This is a genomic window from Shewanella sp. NKUCC01_JLK (assembly GCF_019345615.1).
GTDB lineage: Bacteria > Pseudomonadota > Gammaproteobacteria > Enterobacterales > Shewanellaceae > Shewanella > Shewanella oncorhynchi.
Genome location: NZ_JAHKRD010000008.1, coordinates 106,404 through 127,225 on the forward strand (window position 1 = coordinate 106,404; position 20,822 = coordinate 127,225).

Here is a 20,822-nt window from a genome sequence, read left to right on the forward strand (position 1 = left end):
AATATCAAATAATGGCTAATGCACAGGGTATTCGTTTAGAAACGTACATTCATACCAACCCAGAAGTTACGGGCCTTATCTTTGTTATTAAAATCATCAACGTAAGATGCTGTGTATCCGTTTTGGCCATTATCGTCAGAGACACAAGTGGTGCTAGTGTCACTACATTCGGTGAAGACAATATCGTATGAAGTAAAATCTTTATCAAACAAGTTATTTACTCGCATGTTGAAGGTGACAAACTCACTCGCCTGATAAGAACCACCAAGATGGAACACGTTATAACCCTTATAGTAGAGTGGAGCATCATTAATGATATCCCAAGAGCGATAACGTTTAGCACGGTATTCTGAGGTCAAGAATACGTTAAATGAGTCGGTCAACTCCCATTTTAATGTCGCGTTTGCCATATGCTTGGCACTGTTGCCGAGTGGACGGCCTTGCTCTGCACCGCTTTTCTGCTCGCTATCTGTGTAGGTATAATTAGCATTTAACGTTAAGGCATCTAGAATTTCCCAACGTCCCGCGAGCTCAGCACCTTGAATAGTAACTTTATCTATGTTGACTGTTTTGCTACTGACTGCATAACCTAAATCAGCATATTCACCCGCATCGGAACATTCTATGCTCGTACCTTTACCACAGGGTTGTGAAGCAATCTTATCGTCAAAGTCATTTTTAAAGATAGTGACGTTAAAATTATGGCCATCTGGATGAGACCAATACAGGGCGACTTCGCTGGACACACTGGTTTCAGCTTCGAGATCTGGGTTACCAAATTGCGGTGAGGTTCCTTGGCCACCAAAGCCAACGACACCATCATACAATTGTGTGGTTTTAGGTGTTTTAAAGCCTGTGCTCACCCCACCCTTTACAGTCCACTCATTATTAATGGTGTAAACGCCGTATAGACGTGGGCTGAGTTGGTTGCCAAATATTTCATGATCATCATGACGTAAACCCGCAGTAACAGATAAATCAGAAGTCATGCTCCATGTATCTTCAACAAAAACAGACCACATATTGTGTTCTTGTACTGCGCCCGGCGTACCTTCTTCCATACCAAATACACCGTCTTTCAACTCACCACGAATCACCTGCGCCCCCGTCACTGCGACATGATTTCCTGCAGCTTCAAATGGAATATCGAGTTTCATATCAAGCGTATATTGATTACTTGCCATTTCGCGTTTAGGTCTAGGCAGGAAAGTGGATTCAGCAATCGCTTTACGTTCGGCTTCAGTCATGCCGGTGTAATCCCCTTTACCATCAATCATCTGCAGTAGTAATACTCTTTCAGCAGTGGTAAATGGAAGTGTGCGGCCATTATTTTGTGTGTCTACATAGGATAGTGACACAAAGCTTGTACCAAAATCCCAAGCACCTTCATGGGTTAACGCCCAAGCATCACGGGTAAATTTTTGAGTCTCGCTGTAACCCGCTCGCGGATTTGATCGTCTTGCCCATTCACCACCGCTGGCTAGACAAGCAGCCTCACGGGAACCTACGCCGCCTTTACAGAAGTTACTGGCAATCCAGAGACTATCGATATTATCAACAGTACCAAGCGGATACTCGCGTTCACCGTTATCATTGATCAGTGGCGTATTATCATAATCTTGAGATGAGGAATCTAAATCAAACCAAATTTTGTGATGTTCATTTAGCGTCCAACTTAAACTCCCACCTAACATATGATTTTCGTTATCGACGGTTTTACCGCCACCACCAAAACCGAGTGAACGAGTGCGTACTTCTCCATTGGGATAATCTACTGGTGCATACTCTGGTGTAGACCCCATTCGATCATAAATACTGCCATGAATCGATAACCCAAGAACGCCTTTAATGAGGGGACCCATCACGCTGAAATCGGTAGTGATATCTTCGCCATAGGCATCATTGGTTTGATGAGTTCGGCTGTGAGTGATAGAGCCAGACCATTCGTCGCCCACTTTTTTAGTGATGATGTTCACCACACCACCTAGAGCATCTGCACCGTATAACGTTGATGCTGGCCCACGAATAACTTCAATTCGATCAATAGCATCAAGTGGTGGTACATGACCAAATTGATTGCCACCAAAACTGTTTGGATAAATATCACCATGGTTGTTCTGACGCTTACCATCGACAAGGATTAAGGTATAGTCAGATCCCATACCGCGTAGACTGATGGTACCTTGCCCTGTTTTATCACGGGTTTCACCAATATCAACCCCTTCCAAGTCACGCACTGCATCTAGGAGAGTGGTATAAGGTTTTATCATCAAATCTTCTTGGGTGATAACAGAAATACTGGCAGGTGCATCAACCAATTTCTGTTCATATCCAGAGGCAGTAACAACCATAACTTCCATTTTTCTGTCGGGAGCCTCTTCGGCTTGGACAAAATTACCCGCAAATACAGCGGTAATGGCAACTGCCAAGCAAGTTTGACGAAATAACATAAACCTCTCCTGTTTAGTAAACTTAGTTTACAAATGTAACCTATAAATGATTTCGCGAATGATAATGATTAACATTAGTGAGATCAATCAAAAGTTGAATACAACAGAAATAACATTTACGTTTAGTGAAATTGATCGTAATTTGCTTACATTCATCGCTTGAATGAACTACACGACAAAGGGGGGCTAAACCCCTCCATTCACCGCAAAAAGATATTTAATCGATTGAAAAATATGAATTTAAAAGAAGTAAACACTTTGTCTAAAAGCTTTATTTAAGCCGTTTTATCTTAACCACCCATCGCATTATCTGAGCCATCGCGTTATCTGAATCATAGTTACATTTTATGCCTTACTATTTCGAACAGGGCTTAATTGCAGGTTTCCAATACAAGGGGATAACGATGCCACGGACAAGAAGATGCAAATAAAGTGAGAAGATATGCCGATGTACTACGAGTCTAGCCAAGTGGTAAAAAGAGCCTATTAGTGCTGAAAGGGTCGCTTGGAGAAAAACTTAATTTCATTATTTATCCAGCAATCTTACGGCGCTAAAATTGGGCAGTATTGATGAACATCATTTGATGATCGTCTATACCGAAGAGAATTCTTCATCCCATTTCAGAGTGGTATCAGCACTGAAAAATGTTATAGGCTAAGTATCATCTGTTTATATTACGAAATATGGCCATTTGTATAGATAACACTGGCCCCGAATTTTCATCAACCGATGTAAAATCTTAATAAATACCTTTTACGTTTATAAAGTAATCACATTCCAGAAAGAGTTTTTGACATGAACTTTGAAGTTATGAGTGAAGAAAATACCGCGATTGTGGATGAGCTGGTAGACGGCGTTCGGCAATATAATGCTGGGCTCTTAGGACCAGAGAAATCAGTACCTTTGACTGTCATTGCACGTGATGAAGCTGGCAAGTTGATTGGTGGTGTGGGTGGTCGAACTATCTATAAAAACTTCTTAATCAATGTCGTCTGGGTTGATGAGCAAACCAGAGGCGCAGGGCTTGGGCGTAAACTGATGGCACTTGCAGAAGCAGAGGCGAAACAGCGGGGTTGCTTGGTAGCTCAAGTGGATACCTTATCGATTCAAGCACCTGTGTTTTATGAAAAACAAGGGTTTGAGATCATAGGCACTGTCACCACTGACCCTCAGCGCATCTTTCTGATGAAGAAGTATTGATCAAAAAAGCGATTGAGAAACGGACTGAATTAACACTCTCAGCAATGATCGAAATGGGCGTTTTGCATGCAGAGTAGACCAATCTGCTCTTGGGATAAAATAGCGCATTCTAACGCGCTCTTGGAGTTTACACGGCTAAGTTCCTTATCGGTCAGTCGCGTAATCACCGTCGAATAGGCATTGGTTCGACCACAATCGAGCCAAATATTCCCCACTTGTACCCAATAATGCTGCACTTGCCCTGAATCGGAGATAAACTCGACTTCAAATCCCCTCGCCTCACATTCATGGTGAGCGCACTCAGATAGGACCAATCTCAAGTTGTCCCAAGCCGATAAATTGACTTCGGCATAGGCCGTTAATAGTGACTCAACAAATTGTACATTCATGTATTTATCTCCGTTATTTAACCTGAACTCGGGTTATTTACACAGTAGAGATTGAATCCTTAATTTCTATCATCGAACAACTAAGCTTGGGTCTTTGCCACCATTAAATAATAATCTCTTGCCGAAACGGTGAAAAAATCCACAACCTGCATGTGCGCTTTACCCGAGTGAGCGGCAAAGGAACGTTCATTATCTTCAGCAATAAAGGTCAACATATAGCTAAAATGCGGAGCAACTTGGCGACGAATTTCATGGACTAATGCCTCGAAAATCCCTTGCCCACGGTAGGCTTGCTGCACCCATATCGGCCCGTATTGGCAAGAATTGACCTTAGTTAATTTAGGTCCATCCCAATCGAGTTGCCCTAAACGATTCAACAAAGTGCGGTAAATGGGCCAATGTTCGAAAAATCCCCAACGGCCTGCAATCACATAACCGACGATCTGCTGCTCAACCTGCGCCACCACGACCCAATGGTGCTGCACTAATGCGCTCAATTCACTGTGGGAAAAAGCTTGCCCTTGTAACCCCATACTGGCGGAGGCTAATTCATCATTGAGATGTTTTTTCTCTAGCATCGCTAATAAATCAACATCTTGGGGTAAGGCTAATCTAATCTTCACAATGTTCTCACAGCATAATGTTGGCTTTGGGCCCAATTTCAGCCCGCCAGTATACTCGGTTGGCTTAGTAGGCACAGCTAGAACAAGGTGCTATTTAGTGCCTTGATTTGCTAAATCCCCTTTTATTTCCCAAACTTAATGGATATCTAGCCCTAGTTAGGCGTTTGTATGTTGCCCGAGACCATCAATCCCAACCTGAGTTTACTTGATAGCGACAATCAGCAAGTGAATCTCACTCGCTGGATGCACCAATGTGAGCTCATCAAAAGCTATTACAACGCTAACACGGTTTTTATATTCCAAAAGACCAGCGCAGGATTTGAGATCATTGTCAGCGCAATCACTGAAACACCACAATTTACCGCGGGCACTTTATATCCACCAGAACTCGAACTCTTCAAACAGATACAAAACAGCCAACCTGATGGTTTATATCAAAACCTCGGCAGCTTTATGTTAGAGGATTTACCAAGGGATTTTGATGGTATTCAGCATATTCTCTCACGTCCTATCGCTTGGCCGGATGGTAGCCAATTTGGTGCCCTGTGTGTACTCAACCCGCATATAACAGAGCCACTAGTCAATGCCGCTATGCTCGAACCGTTTCAGATATTGCTGCAACAGGAATTATCTCTGCTGTGTCAGAACCATAGAATTGAATCCCTTTCGATGCGCGACCAAGAAACCGGCATGCTCAATAATTATGGTTTTTTGATGATGGCGCCAAGACAGCTCAATTTAGGCCGCCGCTTTGGTGCCCATGCAGGCATCATCTTCTTTGAATTACTGAGTCCGGATAACACGCCCATCCCCCTCGAAGATAATCACCACAGGCTGTTAGGCAAGTTGATCCAAGATACGATAAGAACCGCTGACGTTGCCGCCCATTACAACAGCACTCAATTTGTGGTACTTGCTTTTGTGGATGGTGAACGGGATGTTCTACATATTATGAAGCGGGTGGAAAAACAGCTAGAACAACAAAACCATCAGCTAAAACTCGATGTGAGTTACAGTTTTTTTACCCCAGAATCCAGCGCCAAACTTGCACCTATGATGGAACTCGCACGGAGTAAACTCGATTCAATGCGCCCACCTGTACCACAAGCCGCAGACACGCCAGTAGAACCCGCCATTGACTCAAGCTTGTACGATAATCCCGCCGCAGATTCGGCAGAGCTTTGATTTAATGAAATTTAGGCTTAATTAGGCAGTACAAAATTACTTGGAATGCTCATCTTGGTGCTTCGCCCATTGGATAAACAGCACCACAGGATAGGGCGACATTAAGACTAATCCTAAACCAATCAGACTTGAGATCAATAACATGCCGCTTATCTCTAGACTCCATTGCGTCAACATATAAAACCCAAGTCCACAAACTAGCATCAATACACCTAACCAATGTAAAAACTTCAACAAATTCAGAGTACTTTTAAATGAGCCTGTCATATAAACCCCTTTAGATCTTACGAAAAACTTGTCACACTATGGCCATAATCATGGAAAAAGGAACCGCAACGATGTTAAAACAAACATTCATCTTAGGTGCATTACTCTTAGGCATCACCGCCTGCCAAAGTGCCGATATCACCCAAAATGAGACCATTCCATTAGAAGGCAACTGGCACATTGAAATGGTTCAAGGCCAACCGATTATCGATTACAGCCCAGCGCAAATCACCTTTGAGGCCGAAGGTAAATTACATGGCAACAACAGCTGCAATAACTTTTTCGGTCAATATACTCAGCAAGGCGAAGAGCTTAAGCTATCTCCTGCCGGTAGCACAATGAAAGCCTGTGTGGATGCCCTAATGCAGCAAGAGCACAAAGTGATGCAAGCTATGCCATTAGTTACCAAAGCAAAATTAGTGCAAGGCCGACTTACCTTACTTAACAGCGACGACAAGCCAGTGTTAGTGTTAAGCCAAATGAAGTAACCATAAAACTTGTCAGCATAAAAAAAACCGCCAATGGCGGTTTTTTTAGTTAACGAACCAGCAATAAAAGCTCCCTATGCTTTGACACTCTTAGCCGCTGCAATTTCGAGGGCGATATTCTGTTCGGCGATTACGGCGCTTTGATCTGTGTCGGCATTATAATGCGCCATATCCAACTCATCTTCAGACTTTGCAATGACAGTCGTCGCCACTAAGTCACCGGAGACGTTTACCACAGTACGCACCATATCTAAAATACGGTCAATTCCCGCAATCAATGCCACCCCTTCTAAGGGAAGCCCTACGGTTGTGAGTACTAAAGTCAACATCACTAAACCCGCACCGGGCACACCCGCAGTACCAATAGAGGCCAACGTCGCCGTTAAAATAATGGTGAGATAATCGACGACAGTCAGGTCGATACCAAACGCCTGTGCCACAAACAGCACTGTGACCCCTTGGTATAATGCTGTGCCATCCATATTGATTGTGGTGCCTAGCGGTAATACGAAGCTAGAGATCTTCTTATGAACCCCCAAATTTTCACTCGCACACTTCATACTCACAGGGAGCGTGCCTGCAGAGCTCGACGTGGTAAACGCCACTAACATTGCATTGCTAATCCCTTTAAAAAACTGCAGCGGGCTTAACTTCGCAAATCCGCGCAATAACAAACTATAGAATCCAATCACATGAATAATACAGCCAAGGTACACAGCAATAATGACTTTGATCAGTGGCCAGAGCATATCAATCCCATACTCCCCCGCTACCCAAGCCATTAGCCCAAATACACCGTAGGGTGCGAGCTTCATCACCATGTCGGCCATTTTATACATGGCCTCAGCTAAACTTTCGAACACTTTAATTGCAGGTTTTCCATGCTCGCCAATCAGCACTAAGGCGATACCTAAAACAATCGCAAATACTATAACTTGCAAAATTTGCCCGCTTGCTAAAGCCGCAATAGGGTTCGTCGGCACTATGTCGATCAAAGTATCGATTAAAGAAGGTATTTCTTTGGCAGTTTGAGTCGCGCCTTCTGCCAATGACAAACCTAAACCAGCACCGGGTTGAAGAACATAACCGACAATTAAACCGATAGTGATCGCGATAGCCGTGGTAAAGAGATAAAACGCAAAAGATTTAAAACCAATACGCCCCATCTTGTTCGTATCTTGCATCGAAGTGACGCCCACAATCAGTGAGCAAAACACCAATGGCACAATCAGCATCTTAATGGAATTAACAAACAAGGTGCCTATCGGCTTTAAGTGAGTCGCTTGCTCGCCGAAGATGATGCCCACTAAAATACCTAGCACCATACCGATAACAATTTGCAGCCACAGCGGCACTGACATCCAGCGAGACCAAACACGGCCTAATGCTGACGACTTTTGTTTTGTCATATTGATAACCTTGAATTCGAAACTATGATGGGGCAAAGACCAAAACTAGCGCGCTAGTTTCTCAGTCTAAATGGGGCAATCGCCGAGTCTAGCAGAGGGGTTTTAATCGAGGGATGATCTGGGTCACGTTGAGCTAAACCGCCTTAAAATCAGTAATATTAGCCACACAAACTTTGTTAAATTAGCCGCTGAGATGTTAGTTTTCCTGCTTAAGCATCAAAATATTCTGTGACTTTTTTTGGTGCTATTTGCTGACGATAAAGCGACGCAGGCGGTTGCTCACGCTCAATCAAATAACTCCAATAATCGTCATCAAAACCACTGAAAATAAAGTCGGACTTACCGTTAGCTTTTAAGACCAACCACCACCAAACTAAACCCCATAAACCGAAGCTCAACAGCGTTAAAATAAAATGCAGAAGATGATTTATCTGTTCATCAGCAGCAATATCATAGACGGGTAAAATTTTAAGTTTATAGCGGCGAGTAGACTTAATAAATCCCATCATTAACTCACTTAGTTCAGCGAAAGGACACTAAAGATAAGCCTAGCAGATAAGACTTTAGTCGTACAAATATCCACAGTAATAAATAATATCAGTGCCTAACCTGCCACTGCCAAACTCGTTATCCCTTGTCGTTCCATGATAAAGTGAACCACAAAATGTTGTTTACTAAACAAGAGCGGTATTGCCAAATAACCGCCTAGGAGTTGTAGTATGTTGATTCGTAAAGCTAAGGCTCAAGACCTAATCGCCTTAGTGCAGTTTAATCAGGCCATGGCCCAAGAAACCGAAGGCCTAGCCTTAGATGAAGCGACACTGACTCGAGGTGTGGGCACGCTACTTGAGAGCCCGCAAAAAGGGTTTTACCTGGTCGCTGAAATCGCAGGTGAGCTAGTCGGCTCGCTCATGGTGACATTTGAATGGAGCGATTGGCGTGCGAAGGATTATTACTGGATCCAGAGTGTGTATATTCGCCCGAAAAATCGTCGCCAAGGCATCTATGCCAAACTCTACAGCGAAGTCAAACAACTGGCCGAAGCCAATGGTGGTGCCGCAAGCTTCCGTTTATATGTCGAGCAAGAAAATCTCGCCGCACAGCAGACCTATCAAGCGTTAGGGATGAAGCAGAGTTACTACTTAATGTACGAAGAAAAATAAGCGATTCAAATCTTATACGTAATAAAAAAGGATCGGGCCAATGGCACGATCCTTTTCTTTTTACGACTCACGATTCACATTCAAACCGCGTTCCTACTAAGATTAAAACTTAACGAAAGAAGCCAAACAGAATAGCCGTCATTGCCAATAAACCCGCTATAACCACGAAGATATTGCTGATGCGACCACGGTGCGCTTTTAATGCTGGCACTTTATACACAGCATACATAGGCATCAAGTACAGGATAGCCGCGATAATTGGGCCACCTAAAGCTTCAATCATATTCAAAATACTTGGGTTTTTGATTGCCACGGCCCAAATCGTCACAAACATAAACACCAGAATAAATTTGTTGATTTTTTGCTCTGAAATGCCTTTTTTATTCGTGTCTAACTGCTTAACAATAATCCCCTTCATGCCTTCTGTCGCGCCCATGTAATGGCCAAAGAAAGAAGACACAATCGCGATAAAGGCGATTAATGGACCAAAGTAGCTCACAAAACCACTTGAATGCACGTTGGCGAGATAAGACAAAATCGGTAGATTCTGAGCTTTCGCTTCGGCCAATTGTGCTGGCGATAATGACAACACACAAGAGAACACAAACAACATCACAAAGCCCACTAACATCATGGAAGTATTACGTAAAATAACATCAGCTTTGCGAGAAGCATTCGCGCCATGGTCACGTTTCAATGACACAGAAAACTGTGAAATCGCTGGAGAATGGTTAAAGGCAAACACTAAAACTGGAATCGTTAACCAAACTGTGCCTAAAAATGCACCCGCTTCTGGTACAACGAGTAAAGCATCCATTTTCCATTCAGGGATCAGGTAGATAGACATAAAGGCCAAAATACCCACCAGCGGATACACCAGCAATTGTGTCACTTTGAGCATGAATTTCTCACCTGCGACCATTACAGCCATCATACCGAGGATCAATACACCCGATAGAATGAAGCGTGGTGGCGATGCCATGCCTAACTGATTGACGATAAAGCTATCAACAGTGTTGGTAATACCTACACCGTAAATTAATACAATCGGATAGATAGCAAAGAAATACAGTACGGTAATGGCTTTACCCGCGCCAACACCAAAATGCTCTTCAACTACTTGAGTAATGTCGCTACCAGGAATGCTTGATGAACAAACAAAACGAGATAAACCACGGTGGGCAAGATAGGTCATAGGACCAATGATCACTGCCATTAACACAAGAGGCCAAAAGCCGCCCATGCCCGCATTGATAGGTAAAAATAAAATTCCAGCGCCAACGGCAGTGCCGAACAAACTCAACATCCAAGTCGTGTCTTGGCGAGTCCAAGGTAAGTGTTTCGTTGAATCTAGATTCTGTGTGCTTTGAGGTGTTCCAAGAACACTGGTCGCATCTTTTTGCATATAAAAGTTACCTTACGGTGTGACTAGCATAATAAATTCGCGCTAAGGATAACCAAAAAAAGCCCATAAAAGTTGATCTGACACGGCTTTATGTAAGGGAATTTCATAATAAACTGATATTGAGATCTAGATCGCTGATTTAATGTAATAAGTTTTCAATACAGCATCAAAACATATACATAAAAAGCCACTTAAAAATACAAGATATTCACCTCAAGCCAAATCCAGTGACATTGCATAAGCGCCGAGAAAAACAGCTAACCGGGCATGTGTCACAAAAATCAACAAAACGAGACTAGTCGCTGCATACTCGCACCTAAGGTAGATCGAGATCACAGTCGTTAATGTTAAATTTTTACAAATCGCTATCAGTCGCAAACACGCATAAAAAACGGCTCATCCGGATTCAACTCCGAAGTGAGCCGCTAACAATTAAAGCGCAAAATCTGACTTATGGTTTTTGTAGTGTAAGCTCAGTTGTCGACACTACAGCAGGGGCGATGTCAGACTCTTTGAACAACAAAGGACGGAAGCTTTTAGCACTCGAGTACAAGATACTTTGATCAGCAAACGCAGGCGTTAAGATATTACTCGACTCAGAGTAAGTTAAAATCCCCCGCGCCACAGGCCCCTCGTCGGTAAAGTTCACCGCCATCATCCAACTTGAACCATAACGCACTTGATACCCTTTCGCCGTTAAGCCAGAACTCATTGCCTTGCCAGTGACCACATCCATCGCAGCTGCATATTTGTGCTGCGGGATCAAAGTGTCATCACCCGACAAACTGGTTGAAAACACGTTGAATCCACCTTCAGCATTATGACTACCCGGCCAAGGTAAACGCGACCCGCTTGGCGTTCCATCTGGCAGAGATTTCTCCACAAATTGCACATCCCCTAATGGCGCATCTAAGGCAAAGCCTGCGGCCTCAAGGTTAAGCGCACTGTGAGCCAAGGCCTTTAAGGCACTGCCATCCGTAGTCAAGGTTTTAGGTGTCGTTGCCGCATTAGCGGGATCGAATCCTTGAGTCAACATGGTTGTTTGGCTGAATAGATGGGCAAATTCACGTAGTAAAGCACCACCTTTACTGTCGTTATCTTGCTTACCGTTCCACGCCTTTAATGCCGCACAAGCCGAAGAGATATCCTTAGATAAACTCGCCGACACCACCACAGGTGTACTGCCTTGGGCATCACACTGGGCAATCAAGTCAGGCAGCACTAACTCGGCGAGATAACTGCGATTCGACAGCACAGCCGCTTCGAGTTCTTCCAAGCTGAACTTGCCATCAGCCCCCGCGGCATCCTGCATTAAACTCAAGCCCATCCGTGTACGTAGTGATAGCTGTCCGGCCTCTGCGCCGTACATAGGCGAGAAGTAAGTCAGCGGTTCATTCAAGTTGGTCGACCAAAAGGAGTCATTGGAGTTTTGCACAAAGTCGCTGCGCTCAAGCTTGGGCGCACGCTCATAGGGCGTAGGAGCATCGAAGCTAAACAGTGAAGTGTTACCGGGTAAAATCGTAAATCCGGCTTTTGCCTTAGCCGCTTTAATATCCGGTGAGGTTTTTAACAACACGACTGCCGATTCGGATAATCCAGGCACAGTTGAGTCGTCGATATAGAAAGCATTGCCCTCTTTATCTGCGTACATAGTGTTATTGAAGATGACACCATCGTAGTCCTTAAATGCCTGTTGGAACTCTTCTTTGTTCGTCGCCATGTTCATGGCTAACCAATGGTCAACAGGGTCCATAGTCCCCATATTGGCATCTTGGATCATAAAGGCACTGCCATCATCCCAACCAAAAGGCGCTAAAGCGGGTGGAGCTTCGACCATAGGGCCTTTGGCCGTAGTATAAATATCTTTCTCGGCGACCAGCATGCCCGCTGGACCTGCATTCACTAGAACCGATACTGTCTCTTTGGTGATAGGCATAGGTTTACCATCAAACAAATACTGCATCCGATCACCCGAGACTAACTCAAGGTTATACATCACAAAATGCTCAGCGGTAGAGAAGGTATGAGTCCAAGCGAGATCTTTATTGAAACCAATATTAATCGGTCCAGGCATACCCACTAACGAGCCGCCCATCATATCTAAATGCCCTGGGATCGTAATATGGGATTGCCAAAAACGCAGGTTACCCGTATGCGGGAAATGCGGATTACCTAGCACCATGCCCTTACCATTTTCGGTTTTATCCTTGCCTAAACCCCAACCATTTGAACCTAAATCACGGGGATTGGTCTCTGGTGTCGTGATACGGGCCGCGCGGGCAATCAACTTAGACTGCATATCGGCCACAAACGCAGTTTGGTCTTGGCTAGGCGCGGGCCCAACGATACGCGGCATGTATTCCTGTGCATCTCCTGGGTTAGCGTAAAAAATCAGATCGAGAAAGTTAGCTGCGCCCGGTAATAAGGCGATAGAAAACAAATAAGTCACCACATCTTCTGGCACTATGGGTTTCACCCAAGGCTGACCGCCACAGAAAGGTTCTGCCGTTTGTGTTCCCGCTTCGACATCAGCAAGATATTGGTTATAACCAGAGGTAAAACCTTGGATAAGTGCCCGAGAGTTTTCACTAAATTTCGGCCATTTTTCTTCGGCTTGTGCTCTGATCTTTAACGCTTTATAGGCGAAATCTGAGATAAGGTTACCGTTATCTTCCGCCGTAGGTTGACCCGTAGTGAAGTCAATCGACGCATGGGGACCAAAATACATAGAACGCTGTGAGTTCGCCTTGATAAAACCATCGGCTAATACACATAAGTTGTCCTGTGCCTGCGCATAACCGCTACCAAAACCTAAACTTTCTAAGTTGTCAGCTTGGATATGCGGCACGCCGTAAGTCGTACGGCGAATACTGGCTTTGAGTAAACCATTGGGGGCAAAAGCTTGCAGTTGAGTTTCAGGTTCGGTAGGCGTAGTGCTATCTTCGCTATCGTTACAGCCGGTCAGTATTACACCGCAGGCTATTCCCATAGCAATCACGAGTTTGTTGAATTTCATTATTATTATCTCTTGGTTTTGGTTCCTTCAATGACATAGCCTTACTGCCTATTCCAGCCCAAATTACTGAAGGAGCAATAGTTGCATGTCGCTTCCTAGTCCCTAAGGCTGGCTATTGCCTCCCCTACTGTTGGCTTTTTTACTGAGCTTCGCCGACGACTGTGGCAGAATAGAAAACCCAAACGCTTAGACACCTCAGACCATTTAAGCAATGATTCAAACGAGCGTCCACATTAAAATCCAAAATAAATAACTTATATGCAACAAAACATTATTAAGATAAAAGTGGGTTCTAAAAACCCGGTAAAAATCAACGCCGCAACTAACGCCATGGCACAGCTGTTCCCTGAGAGCATCATAGAAGCCAGCGGTATGGATGCGCCTTCAGGTGTTGCGGCGCAGCCAATGACAGATCTCGACACTCGCCAAGGGGCGATAAATCGGGTGCGCTATTGTCAACAGCAGGACCCGCAAGAGACTAAAGCCGACTACTATTTTGCGATGGAAGGCGGTGTCGATTGTTTCGACTTTGGCCCAGCCACATTCGCCTATATCGCGATTGGCCATAAAGACCAGCTTGCCATTGGCCGCAGTGCGATTTTACCTTTACCAATGCAAGTTTATCGGGCATTAGAAGCGGGAGAAGAACTCGGGGATGTCATGGATAGGTTGTTCAATACAATCAATATTAAGCAAAAAGGCGGTGCCATAGGTTTACTCACCCACGGCCATGCGACCCGTGAAAGTAATTACACCCAAGCGATTATTCTCGCCATGGCGCCATTATTGAATCCTGATATTTACACAGTAGATTGTTAGTAATATGTTGCAAGAGGAATTAAAGCCCGCTAACTTAGTTGTGACATGCAACCAAACCTATTCGACTATGGCTCAAACAGACGCACCATTGGCTCAAGATCCCGCGAAGCCTGTGACTCAAACTAAGCAAACGACTGAGTCAGGCTCATCCGCCCAACTCAGGCATTTGTCTCGCTATCTGGTGAGAAATTTAGGCATGCTCAACGCCGCCTTTGGGGATTTACCCCTTTCGCCCGTGCAAGCCCATGCCCTGTTTGAGATAGGCAAGCAGCCCCTGACCATCAAAGAGCTTGCAAGCAAACTCAGCATAGATAAGTCCAATGCGAGCCGCGCTATCAAACATTTGATCGATAAACATCTTGCCCAGAGTCAGGTGCACCCACGGGACAGTCGCTGCTTAGTTGTGCAACTGACACCTGCGGGTAAGAAGTTACTCGTTAAATTGGATACTCAGCAGAATCAATTATTCCAAGGGATCTTAGCCCAACTGACTCCATTGCAAACTTCACAAATCGAAGAGGCCCTTGTGTTATATAACCAAGCCGTACATAACGCCAAGCAGCAAAGTGGTTGCCACATTCGCCAAGCCACAGCCCAAGATGATGCCGTAATTGCCAAAGTCATCCGCGATGTTTCGGCCGAATACGGCTTAACCGCGGATAAAGGCTATAGCGTGGCGGACCCGACCTTAGATTGCCTAAGCCAGATTTACTCCCAAGCGGGCGCCAACTATTGGATTATTGAATTAGAGGGCCGCATTTCAGGCGGCGCCGGTATTGCGCCTTTAGCTAACAATGATGGCGTCTGCGAACTACAAAAAATGTACTTTATGCCCGAAATCCGCGGCAAAGGACTCGCAAAACGCGTAGCGTTAATGGCACTCGATTTCGCCCGCGAAACGGGTTATCAAAGCTGCTATTTAGAAACCACCGCTGTACTAAATGAAGCCGTAAAACTCTATGAGAAATTAGGCTTTGTACATCTGTCGGCTCCCCTAGGGAACACAGGCCACGACGCCTGCGAAATGCCGATGCTGCTAGATCTTAATCAATAGGATATGAAGCAGAATTCCAATCAAAGTAACAATGCCAAACATGTCATCATGCAACTTGTTTGGCATTATCAATTTGTATCAAAAAATGTTATTCAAACAGGATCATTTTAATTATCAGTCTCAGGGCATAGTTTTTCTTAACTTAAATGCATTAAAATATGGCAATTTTACCCCACTCAATTTTTAATAAATTGAAAGGTGTTTGATACCATTTTGTTAACGGCATTAAATAAGGAACATTATGCTCAGTTGGATTTTTAGTGATAAGAAACTCACACTTCGGGAAATATGCCTAGATAACACGCTTTCGACCTCGGCTAAAATAAAGAAAGTTGATCAATTTCTTGCCGATAGTGGAGATCTCAACTTTATTGATCTCAATGTTTCGCCCTGCAATATATTAGTTCCACTATCTTGCAGTCCTCAGTCCGATTTAGTGCTTATAAAATACTTGCTCAGCAAAGGCGCTAAAATCGAATGTAATGGTTTCAGTGCCTTGCATTCGGCTATTGAATATAACAACTCAGAACTCGTTACCCTATACCTAGACTCTAGTGCCAATCTTTACTTTCAAAATCAATATAATAATTGCTGGCTCAACTATCTATTTCATCCTAATCCGCAATATATCTATCAAGACCATCAACGTAGAGACATGATCGACCTTCTACTTGCAGCTAACTTAGATATCAATAAACCGGCGAGCTTTTGGACCAATGGTGAATTAAATCACCCGCTAGAAATATTATATGATGAACGCAATAGAGATCTGTTCCTGCATATCATTAATAAAGATATTCCATTAGACATTGGCAAATTAAGCCTAATTGAAAACATTATTTCTTCGAGCGAATTTTGGGGAGTAGAAACATTTTCTCCCTTAGTTAAACGCTTCCCTGCATTTAAAAAGTCACGCTATATTATGGCCAACGATAGCAGCTTCTGGGATGATGCTAATTTACTCGAACTATGCGTTTACGCTAAAGCGCAAGACTACACTGAATACCTGTTAGACCATTATCCGCAGCTCAAAGCCGACTCCCACGCTAAAAGTTTGGTCTATGCGGCATTGACCTCAGAATTTGACCTTAGGATTATCGAAAAACTGATTAAGGCCACCGTCGATATCAATCGCATCTATAGGATGACACCGCCTGATGCCGACCATTCACCCTTGCTCAACCAATATATTAATAATGCCCAATTTACCGATCCGAATAAACGGAGCTACATCTACCAAGCCCTTGAACTGTTGCTCAAATATGGCGCTAATCCAAATGCCGAATTTGTGAATACGGGTAAACCCTATGAGATGTTAGTCTGGTCGAATTTACGACTATTGGTTTATCCAATGGTCGAAAAGAAAACCTTTCTGCCCGAGTTTTTCGATCTGTTCCTGCAATATGGTATGGATATCAATAAAAAATTTGGGGCGGTGGATGAACCAACCTTACTCACTATCTGCCAGCGTGGTTCAGGGAAAGAAGATCAAGCAACGCATATCCAAGTGATGGAATATCTGCTCACCAAGGGGCTGGATTTAAGCCTCACCAATATCTACAACACTAACTATGTGTCTGCGGCGGCTATCTCCTGTCGAACCCAACTACTTGAATGGCTCATTCACCAAGGCGGGGATATTTTTACCCATTGCGGTCACGATAACTCACCCATTCTACACAAGGCGATTTCGACCTACTGGTGGGATGAAATTACCGGCCCTATGCGGCGAAAAACAGTAGAACTCTTACTGCGCCATGGAGCAAAGTTAGAAGAATTCTCAGTAGATGAGCAATTTACGCCATTAATGTGCGCCAGTTACTACGGCGCACAGTCCTGCGTAGAAGTGCTACTCGAACATGGCGCCAACCCCAATGCCATCAATGCCGAAGACACAACCCCAGCCCTTTGCGCTGTGATAGGCGGCAGTTCAATCGAGTTCCCCCGCTTTGAATCAACGGCGGTGCGGATCTTAAGACTTTTGCAGCAATATGGCGCCGACTTAACCGTGACCAATAGCTTAGGCAATAGCCCGCTAATAGCGGCTATTGAGCAAGAATATAAAGAGATTTTCGAAGCGCTGCTGCAGATAGCCTCCTACAGTGAAACTCAGCTTGAGCAAGCACTTAGCAAAGCCCTGCCGCAAAGCTATTTCCAGCGCCGCCTGCTACAAACACTGGGACGCGAGATACCGCCAGCCCCCACAACCATAGCCCACAATCGCGCAATACCAGCAACAGCTTCGAGCAATGCCGAGCCTATGACGGCCAATCCGCAAGCATCTGAGGTGAATGTGACACCTGCCCCCGTCAAGCAAGCCAAATTAGAGGTGAGTAATGCGGCGGCAAATCGAGATAAAATCCCAACGCTATTCGATCTCAAAACCAAAGTGCATAGCTTTTTTAAACTGATCGCCACCGATCCGACGATCACAGTTGAGCAACTCAATTCGGTGAGAGTCCTTATTGATCAATTGATAGAAAAGCTCGACAACTTTAGCTTTTTCCGCAATCAAGCGACAAAGGCCGAATTTGAGGAAGGTGTTCAGGAATATATCGATGAAACCGTCGAAGAAATTAACGGAATTATCGAGGATGATTATCCAGCGCTTACCGAAGCCTTAGTCGATTCAGTTTGGACGATTTTACAGTACTTTAGGGTTGAGATTGATATCGAGACCGCACTTAGAAAGCGCTTTTGGTAACTGTCAGTCACAGATTAACGTCTCTTTGTTAGGGACGTTAATCATTAAAATAGAGTTTAAATTCTCTGTTAGCTAACAAACTTACACCCTTAACTAAAGAAAATGGCTCTTTAAAAGACACCAGTGCCGATAAAATCTATTCAATGAGGAGATTCAACCATATGAAACATCAAGTACTATTTGGTATAAAATCAACAAGTAAAGATGAAAAAACAATTCATAATAAACTCAAAGAATTTCTAGCATTAATAGATAGAAAAACATCTACAGCTAAGAACCCTACTATGCTTGAGAGTTTTTTACCATTCAGGATAAAACATTACCATTGGAATCTAAATAAAGAGACAGGCACATTCATTAAATTATTCCCCAATGTAGATCTTGATGAAAATACTTTCGCACCATCAAAACCTGAATGCAGCTGGTTATTGAGTATCATTTTCCACCAAGATTTTCCTGGATACGAAAGAATTAAATCCGAAGATTATATAATTAGCTTGTTAGACTCATTGAACTATGAATATGAAATGATATATGAAACAGATAGTCGTGATTCAATTAAATATGGCGACATTAAGTAGTAAAAGACTCTATTTATTCCCTTAACGCGGGAGATAGTAGCCACTATCTCCCGCAGAAACTATATCTTAGTAATCTTTTAAGTACTAAAGTACCGTGCTTAATATCAGCATAAGGGCACTTATGTCAGTAGTCAGTTTACTCAAATCACTGTGCAAGTGATGTTTTAATAAGCAGTAACTGGCTACGAATGATTTGACGTATCTGATTATGCAGTTCAAATACTCGAGCGCGATCATTAAGATTTAGCGATAGATTTTCCAGCATCACCAGATCCAAATTGAATTCAGGATAATGCAGTGTCATCGACATATAGCCAGATAAATAGCCCGTATGACTGTATTCGATGAGACCATCGTCCTTATTGATCCTCACCCCATAGCCATAGCGCATATTCGGCCATAAGAATTGGATCTCGGTATACGCCGTTGTCATCCGTTGATAACTCTTTGCACTCATCAACTTGCCAGAATGTAATAGATGCTGAAAGGCGGCATAAGCTGGCGCTGAGGTAATTAATCCCCCTGCGGGCAACAAAGCTTCATCAAGCACTAAGTCAGCAGGGGCAATCACCTCGCTTTCCTGTAAACCTACGGCAAGTGAAGGCACTTTGGCGTGAATCGCCTCAATACTGCCAAGCTCAGCACTCAAGCCATTAAGCTGGTATCGCGTTGCAAACTGCGCCACTTGCTCGGCAAAGGATTGGTGATTGACCTTCTCAAGCACTTGCCCAAGCAGTGAATAACCAAAGTTGGAGTATTCAAATTGGCTTCCCGGCTCGAATCGATTGGCCTTACTCAGTTTATCGACACCCGATGTATGCGTCAGCAGTTGGTGTAGCGTAATCCGCTCATCATATTGACTGGGATTAAGTGCATCCGCACTTGGATTTACACCTGCATCCATGCCTTTTAGCGCCTTATTCTTCCCTTCAGAATCACCAAAAAGATAATGATTAAGCGTTTGAGTTAAATCAAGTTTCCCCGCATCGAGTGCCTGCAATATCAAGGTTGCAGTAATCTGCTTAGAGAGCGATGCCATCACAAAGCGCGAATCTTGACTAATACCTTCACCCTTTTGCAGTTCAAGCTGCGGCTTGCCCTGCTCAAGCAGGATAACACTACCACTAAATGGCTGCGGCGAATCCTTTATCGCGGTTTGGATTAAGGTCTTGATCTCCGCCACCTTCGATACTGAAGATGCGGTTTGGCTTTCAACGGCAATAGAGCTACTGCCTTGCCCGATTTGCTCTTGTTCAGCACCTGTTTCTAATAACAGACCAAAACTATTGGCACTTGGGAATAATAAAAAACCAGTCAACAGGGTACTGATGACACTCAAACGCATGGGTTATCCTTAACGTAATTAACAAATAATGCTGCCTGCTAGAAAAAAGCAAGCTTATCACAAGCGCTTTTTATGGATAATACAATTTAATCTTTACAATTGAATTATAAAGGAAATATTCCATATAAAAATGACACAACAAAGTGATACCTAGGGCGACGAAGCTAATCCGAGCAGTATAAACCAAGTGGCAGTCTGCCCCAGTTTGTAGACTGAATATCTCAAGTTGCAGCGAATACACATTCAAAATGGCTATAAAACGACAATAGTAATAATTATCGCACCTACCATATATAAGCCTGCAGAAAGTGATATCGATTTTAGTGGGCTAAACTCCTCAACTTCCAACGTCTGTATATCTTCAATTTTGACTAGTTGCCCTTCTCCCTCGATATGCTGTTCCGTTGCACTTTCGACTTGAAATTCCATTTGTTCGCCAGATATTGTGGTGACTTTGACCTTTTCACCTATGTAGCTGGATACCGATTGAGAATCCAATTTAACTTCATTGAGTGAAGAGCATGCGCAGAGGGAGAAACAGATAAGTGATACTACTGCTAACTTTTTCAAACAAGCCTCCTATCCTACAACTATTACATCCATGATAAGTTATACCTGTAGATATAAGCATTTAGGTATAAGCTATTCAGCTTACGGAGTTTCGCCCACAAGTTAAAGAAACCTAGGCTAAATCCACTTAAATTAAATCCTTTGGATGAGGTT

The 20,822-nt window shown here is 43.7% G+C and carries 18 protein-coding genes; 8 read left to right on the top strand and 10 right to left on the bottom strand.

Features of this window, described 5'->3' with window-relative positions; all coding sequences use genetic code 11:
* Positions 1-35: 35 nt before the first annotated feature.
* Positions 36-2,450 carry a TonB-dependent receptor gene (locus KO537_RS10310; RefSeq protein WP_219234427.1) on the bottom strand — a complete coding sequence of 805 codons (2,415 nt, stop codon included), beginning with the start codon at positions 2,448-2,450 and terminating at the stop codon, positions 36-38.
* A 796-nt stretch (positions 2,451-3,246) separates the two neighbouring features.
* On the opposite strand from KO537_RS10310, the gene KO537_RS10315 reads away from it, so the two are divergent.
* A complete protein-coding gene (locus KO537_RS10315; RefSeq protein ID WP_219234428.1) occupies positions 3,247-3,651 on the top strand; it encodes a GNAT family N-acetyltransferase in 405 nt (134 codons plus the stop codon).
* Positions 3,652-3,689: 38 nt separating this feature from the next.
* Here the strand turns inward: KO537_RS10315 and KO537_RS10320 are convergent, their stop codons facing one another.
* Positions 3,690-4,040, bottom strand: coding sequence for a hypothetical protein (locus KO537_RS10320; protein WP_131525100.1), 351 nt, complete (start codon positions 4,038-4,040; stop codon positions 3,690-3,692).
* Positions 4,041-4,120: 80 nt separating this feature from the next.
* Positions 4,121-4,663: a GNAT family N-acetyltransferase gene (locus KO537_RS10325; RefSeq protein ID WP_219234429.1), complete on the bottom strand. Its 543-nt coding sequence runs from the start codon at positions 4,661-4,663 to the stop codon at positions 4,121-4,123.
* Between the two features lie 168 nt (positions 4,664-4,831).
* Here KO537_RS10325 and KO537_RS10330 point away from each other — a divergent pair, with 168 nt between their 5' ends.
* A complete protein-coding gene (locus tag KO537_RS10330) occupies positions 4,832-5,848 on the top strand; it encodes a GGDEF domain-containing protein (protein ID WP_219234430.1) in 1,017 nt (338 codons plus the stop codon).
* 36 nt (positions 5,849-5,884) lie between these two features.
* Here KO537_RS10330 and KO537_RS10335 read toward each other — a convergent pair whose 3' ends face one another.
* Complete coding sequence (locus KO537_RS10335; RefSeq protein WP_219234431.1) at positions 5,885-6,115, bottom strand: hypothetical protein; 231 nt, start codon at positions 6,113-6,115, stop codon at positions 5,885-5,887.
* A gap of 71 nt (positions 6,116-6,186) precedes the next feature.
* On the opposite strand from KO537_RS10335, the gene KO537_RS10340 reads away from it, so the two are divergent.
* On the top strand, positions 6,187-6,603 hold the full coding sequence (locus KO537_RS10340; protein ID WP_219234432.1) for an META domain-containing protein: 417 nt from the start codon (positions 6,187-6,189) through the stop codon (positions 6,601-6,603).
* Between the two features lie 74 nt (positions 6,604-6,677).
* Here KO537_RS10340 and KO537_RS10345 read toward each other — a convergent pair whose 3' ends face one another.
* Together KO537_RS10345 and KO537_RS10350 are read right to left on the bottom strand one after the other, a co-directional pair.
* Positions 6,678-8,012 (bottom strand): dicarboxylate/amino acid:cation symporter, encoded by a 1,335-nt coding sequence (locus KO537_RS10345; protein WP_219234433.1) that lies wholly within the window; start codon positions 8,010-8,012, stop codon positions 6,678-6,680.
* Positions 8,013-8,221: 209 nt separating this feature from the next.
* Positions 8,222-8,518, bottom strand: coding sequence for a hypothetical protein (locus KO537_RS10350; RefSeq protein ID WP_105250106.1), 297 nt, complete (start codon positions 8,516-8,518; stop codon positions 8,222-8,224).
* A 213-nt stretch (positions 8,519-8,731) separates the two neighbouring features.
* Between KO537_RS10350 and KO537_RS10355 the strand changes: the two genes are divergently transcribed.
* A complete protein-coding gene (locus KO537_RS10355) occupies positions 8,732-9,175 on the top strand; it encodes a GNAT family N-acetyltransferase (protein WP_105250107.1) in 444 nt (147 codons plus the stop codon).
* Between the two features lie 109 nt (positions 9,176-9,284).
* On the opposite strand, the gene KO537_RS10360 is transcribed toward KO537_RS10355, so the two are convergent.
* Both KO537_RS10360 and KO537_RS10365 read right to left on the bottom strand, forming a co-directional pair.
* Positions 9,285-10,580: an aromatic amino acid transport family protein gene (locus tag KO537_RS10360; RefSeq protein WP_028761640.1), complete on the bottom strand. Its 1,296-nt coding sequence runs from the start codon at positions 10,578-10,580 to the stop codon at positions 9,285-9,287.
* 451 nt (positions 10,581-11,031) lie between these two features.
* The gene (locus KO537_RS10365; RefSeq protein WP_219234434.1) at positions 11,032-13,596 is read right to left on the bottom strand and encodes an acylase; all 2,565 of its coding nucleotides are present in this window, start codon (positions 13,594-13,596) and stop codon (positions 11,032-11,034) included.
* Positions 13,597-13,854: 258 nt separating this feature from the next.
* Here KO537_RS10365 and yjjX point away from each other — a divergent pair, with 258 nt between their 5' ends.
* The 4 genes from yjjX to KO537_RS10385 all read left to right on the top strand — a co-directional run bounded on the left by yjjX (position 13,855) and on the right by KO537_RS10385 (position 18,754).
* Complete coding sequence (gene yjjX / locus KO537_RS10370) at positions 13,855-14,415, top strand: inosine/xanthosine triphosphatase (protein WP_028761642.1); 561 nt, start codon at positions 13,855-13,857, stop codon at positions 14,413-14,415.
* A 4-nt stretch (positions 14,416-14,419) separates the two neighbouring features.
* Positions 14,420-15,469 carry a bifunctional helix-turn-helix transcriptional regulator/GNAT family N-acetyltransferase gene (locus tag KO537_RS10375; RefSeq protein WP_219234435.1) on the top strand — a complete coding sequence of 350 codons (1,050 nt, stop codon included), beginning with the start codon at positions 14,420-14,422 and terminating at the stop codon, positions 15,467-15,469.
* A 241-nt stretch (positions 15,470-15,710) separates the two neighbouring features.
* Complete coding sequence (locus KO537_RS10380; RefSeq protein ID WP_219234436.1) at positions 15,711-18,173, top strand: ankyrin repeat domain-containing protein; 2,463 nt, start codon at positions 15,711-15,713, stop codon at positions 18,171-18,173.
* A gap of 161 nt (positions 18,174-18,334) precedes the next feature.
* Positions 18,335-18,754, top strand: a complete 420-nt coding sequence (locus KO537_RS10385) for a hypothetical protein (protein ID WP_105250111.1) — start codon at positions 18,335-18,337, stop codon at positions 18,752-18,754.
* 145 nt (positions 18,755-18,899) lie between these two features.
* On the opposite strand, the gene KO537_RS10390 is transcribed toward KO537_RS10385, so the two are convergent.
* Positions 18,900-20,099, bottom strand: coding sequence for a serine hydrolase domain-containing protein (locus KO537_RS10390; protein ID WP_173246630.1), 1,200 nt, complete (start codon positions 20,097-20,099; stop codon positions 18,900-18,902).
* Positions 20,100-20,351: 252 nt separating this feature from the next.
* Positions 20,352-20,669 (bottom strand): hypothetical protein, encoded by a 318-nt coding sequence (locus KO537_RS10395; RefSeq protein ID WP_173246633.1) that lies wholly within the window; start codon positions 20,667-20,669, stop codon positions 20,352-20,354.
* Positions 20,670-20,822 lie beyond the last annotated feature (153 nt).

Bases quoted from the DNA above. Each gene is read 5' to 3' on its own strand.
- KO537_RS10350 (WP_105250106.1), bottom strand. From the start codon at position 8,518: ATGGGATTTATTAAGTCTACTCGCCGCTATAAACTTAAAATTTTACCC.
- KO537_RS10345 (WP_219234433.1), bottom strand. From the start codon at position 8,012: ATGACAAAACAAAAGTCGTCAGCATTAGGCCGTGTTTGGTCTCGCTGG.
- yjjX (WP_028761642.1), top strand. From the start codon at position 13,855: ATGCAACAAAACATTATTAAGATAAAAGTGGGTTCTAAAAACCCGGTA.
- KO537_RS10360 (WP_028761640.1), bottom strand. From the start codon at position 10,580: ATGCAAAAAGATGCGACCAGTGTTCTTGGAACACCTCAAAGCACACAG.
- KO537_RS10320 (WP_131525100.1), bottom strand. From the start codon at position 4,040: ATGAATGTACAATTTGTTGAGTCACTATTAACGGCCTATGCCGAAGTC.
- KO537_RS10365 (WP_219234434.1), bottom strand. From the start codon at position 13,596: ATGAAATTCAACAAACTCGTGATTGCTATGGGAATAGCCTGCGGTGTA.
- KO537_RS10340 (WP_219234432.1), top strand. From the start codon at position 6,187: ATGTTAAAACAAACATTCATCTTAGGTGCATTACTCTTAGGCATCACC.
- KO537_RS10385 (WP_105250111.1), top strand. From the start codon at position 18,335: ATGAAACATCAAGTACTATTTGGTATAAAATCAACAAGTAAAGATGAA.
- KO537_RS10315 (WP_219234428.1), top strand. From the start codon at position 3,247: ATGAACTTTGAAGTTATGAGTGAAGAAAATACCGCGATTGTGGATGAG.
- KO537_RS10375 (WP_219234435.1), top strand. From the start codon at position 14,420: ATGTTGCAAGAGGAATTAAAGCCCGCTAACTTAGTTGTGACATGCAAC.
- KO537_RS10380 (WP_219234436.1), top strand. From the start codon at position 15,711: ATGCTCAGTTGGATTTTTAGTGATAAGAAACTCACACTTCGGGAAATA.
- KO537_RS10335 (WP_219234431.1), bottom strand. From the start codon at position 6,115: ATGACAGGCTCATTTAAAAGTACTCTGAATTTGTTGAAGTTTTTACAT.
- KO537_RS10355 (WP_105250107.1), top strand. From the start codon at position 8,732: ATGTTGATTCGTAAAGCTAAGGCTCAAGACCTAATCGCCTTAGTGCAG.
- KO537_RS10390 (WP_173246630.1), bottom strand. From the start codon at position 20,099: ATGCGTTTGAGTGTCATCAGTACCCTGTTGACTGGTTTTTTATTATTC.
- KO537_RS10330 (WP_219234430.1), top strand. From the start codon at position 4,832: ATGTTGCCCGAGACCATCAATCCCAACCTGAGTTTACTTGATAGCGAC.
- KO537_RS10310 (WP_219234427.1), bottom strand. From the start codon at position 2,450: ATGTTATTTCGTCAAACTTGCTTGGCAGTTGCCATTACCGCTGTATTT.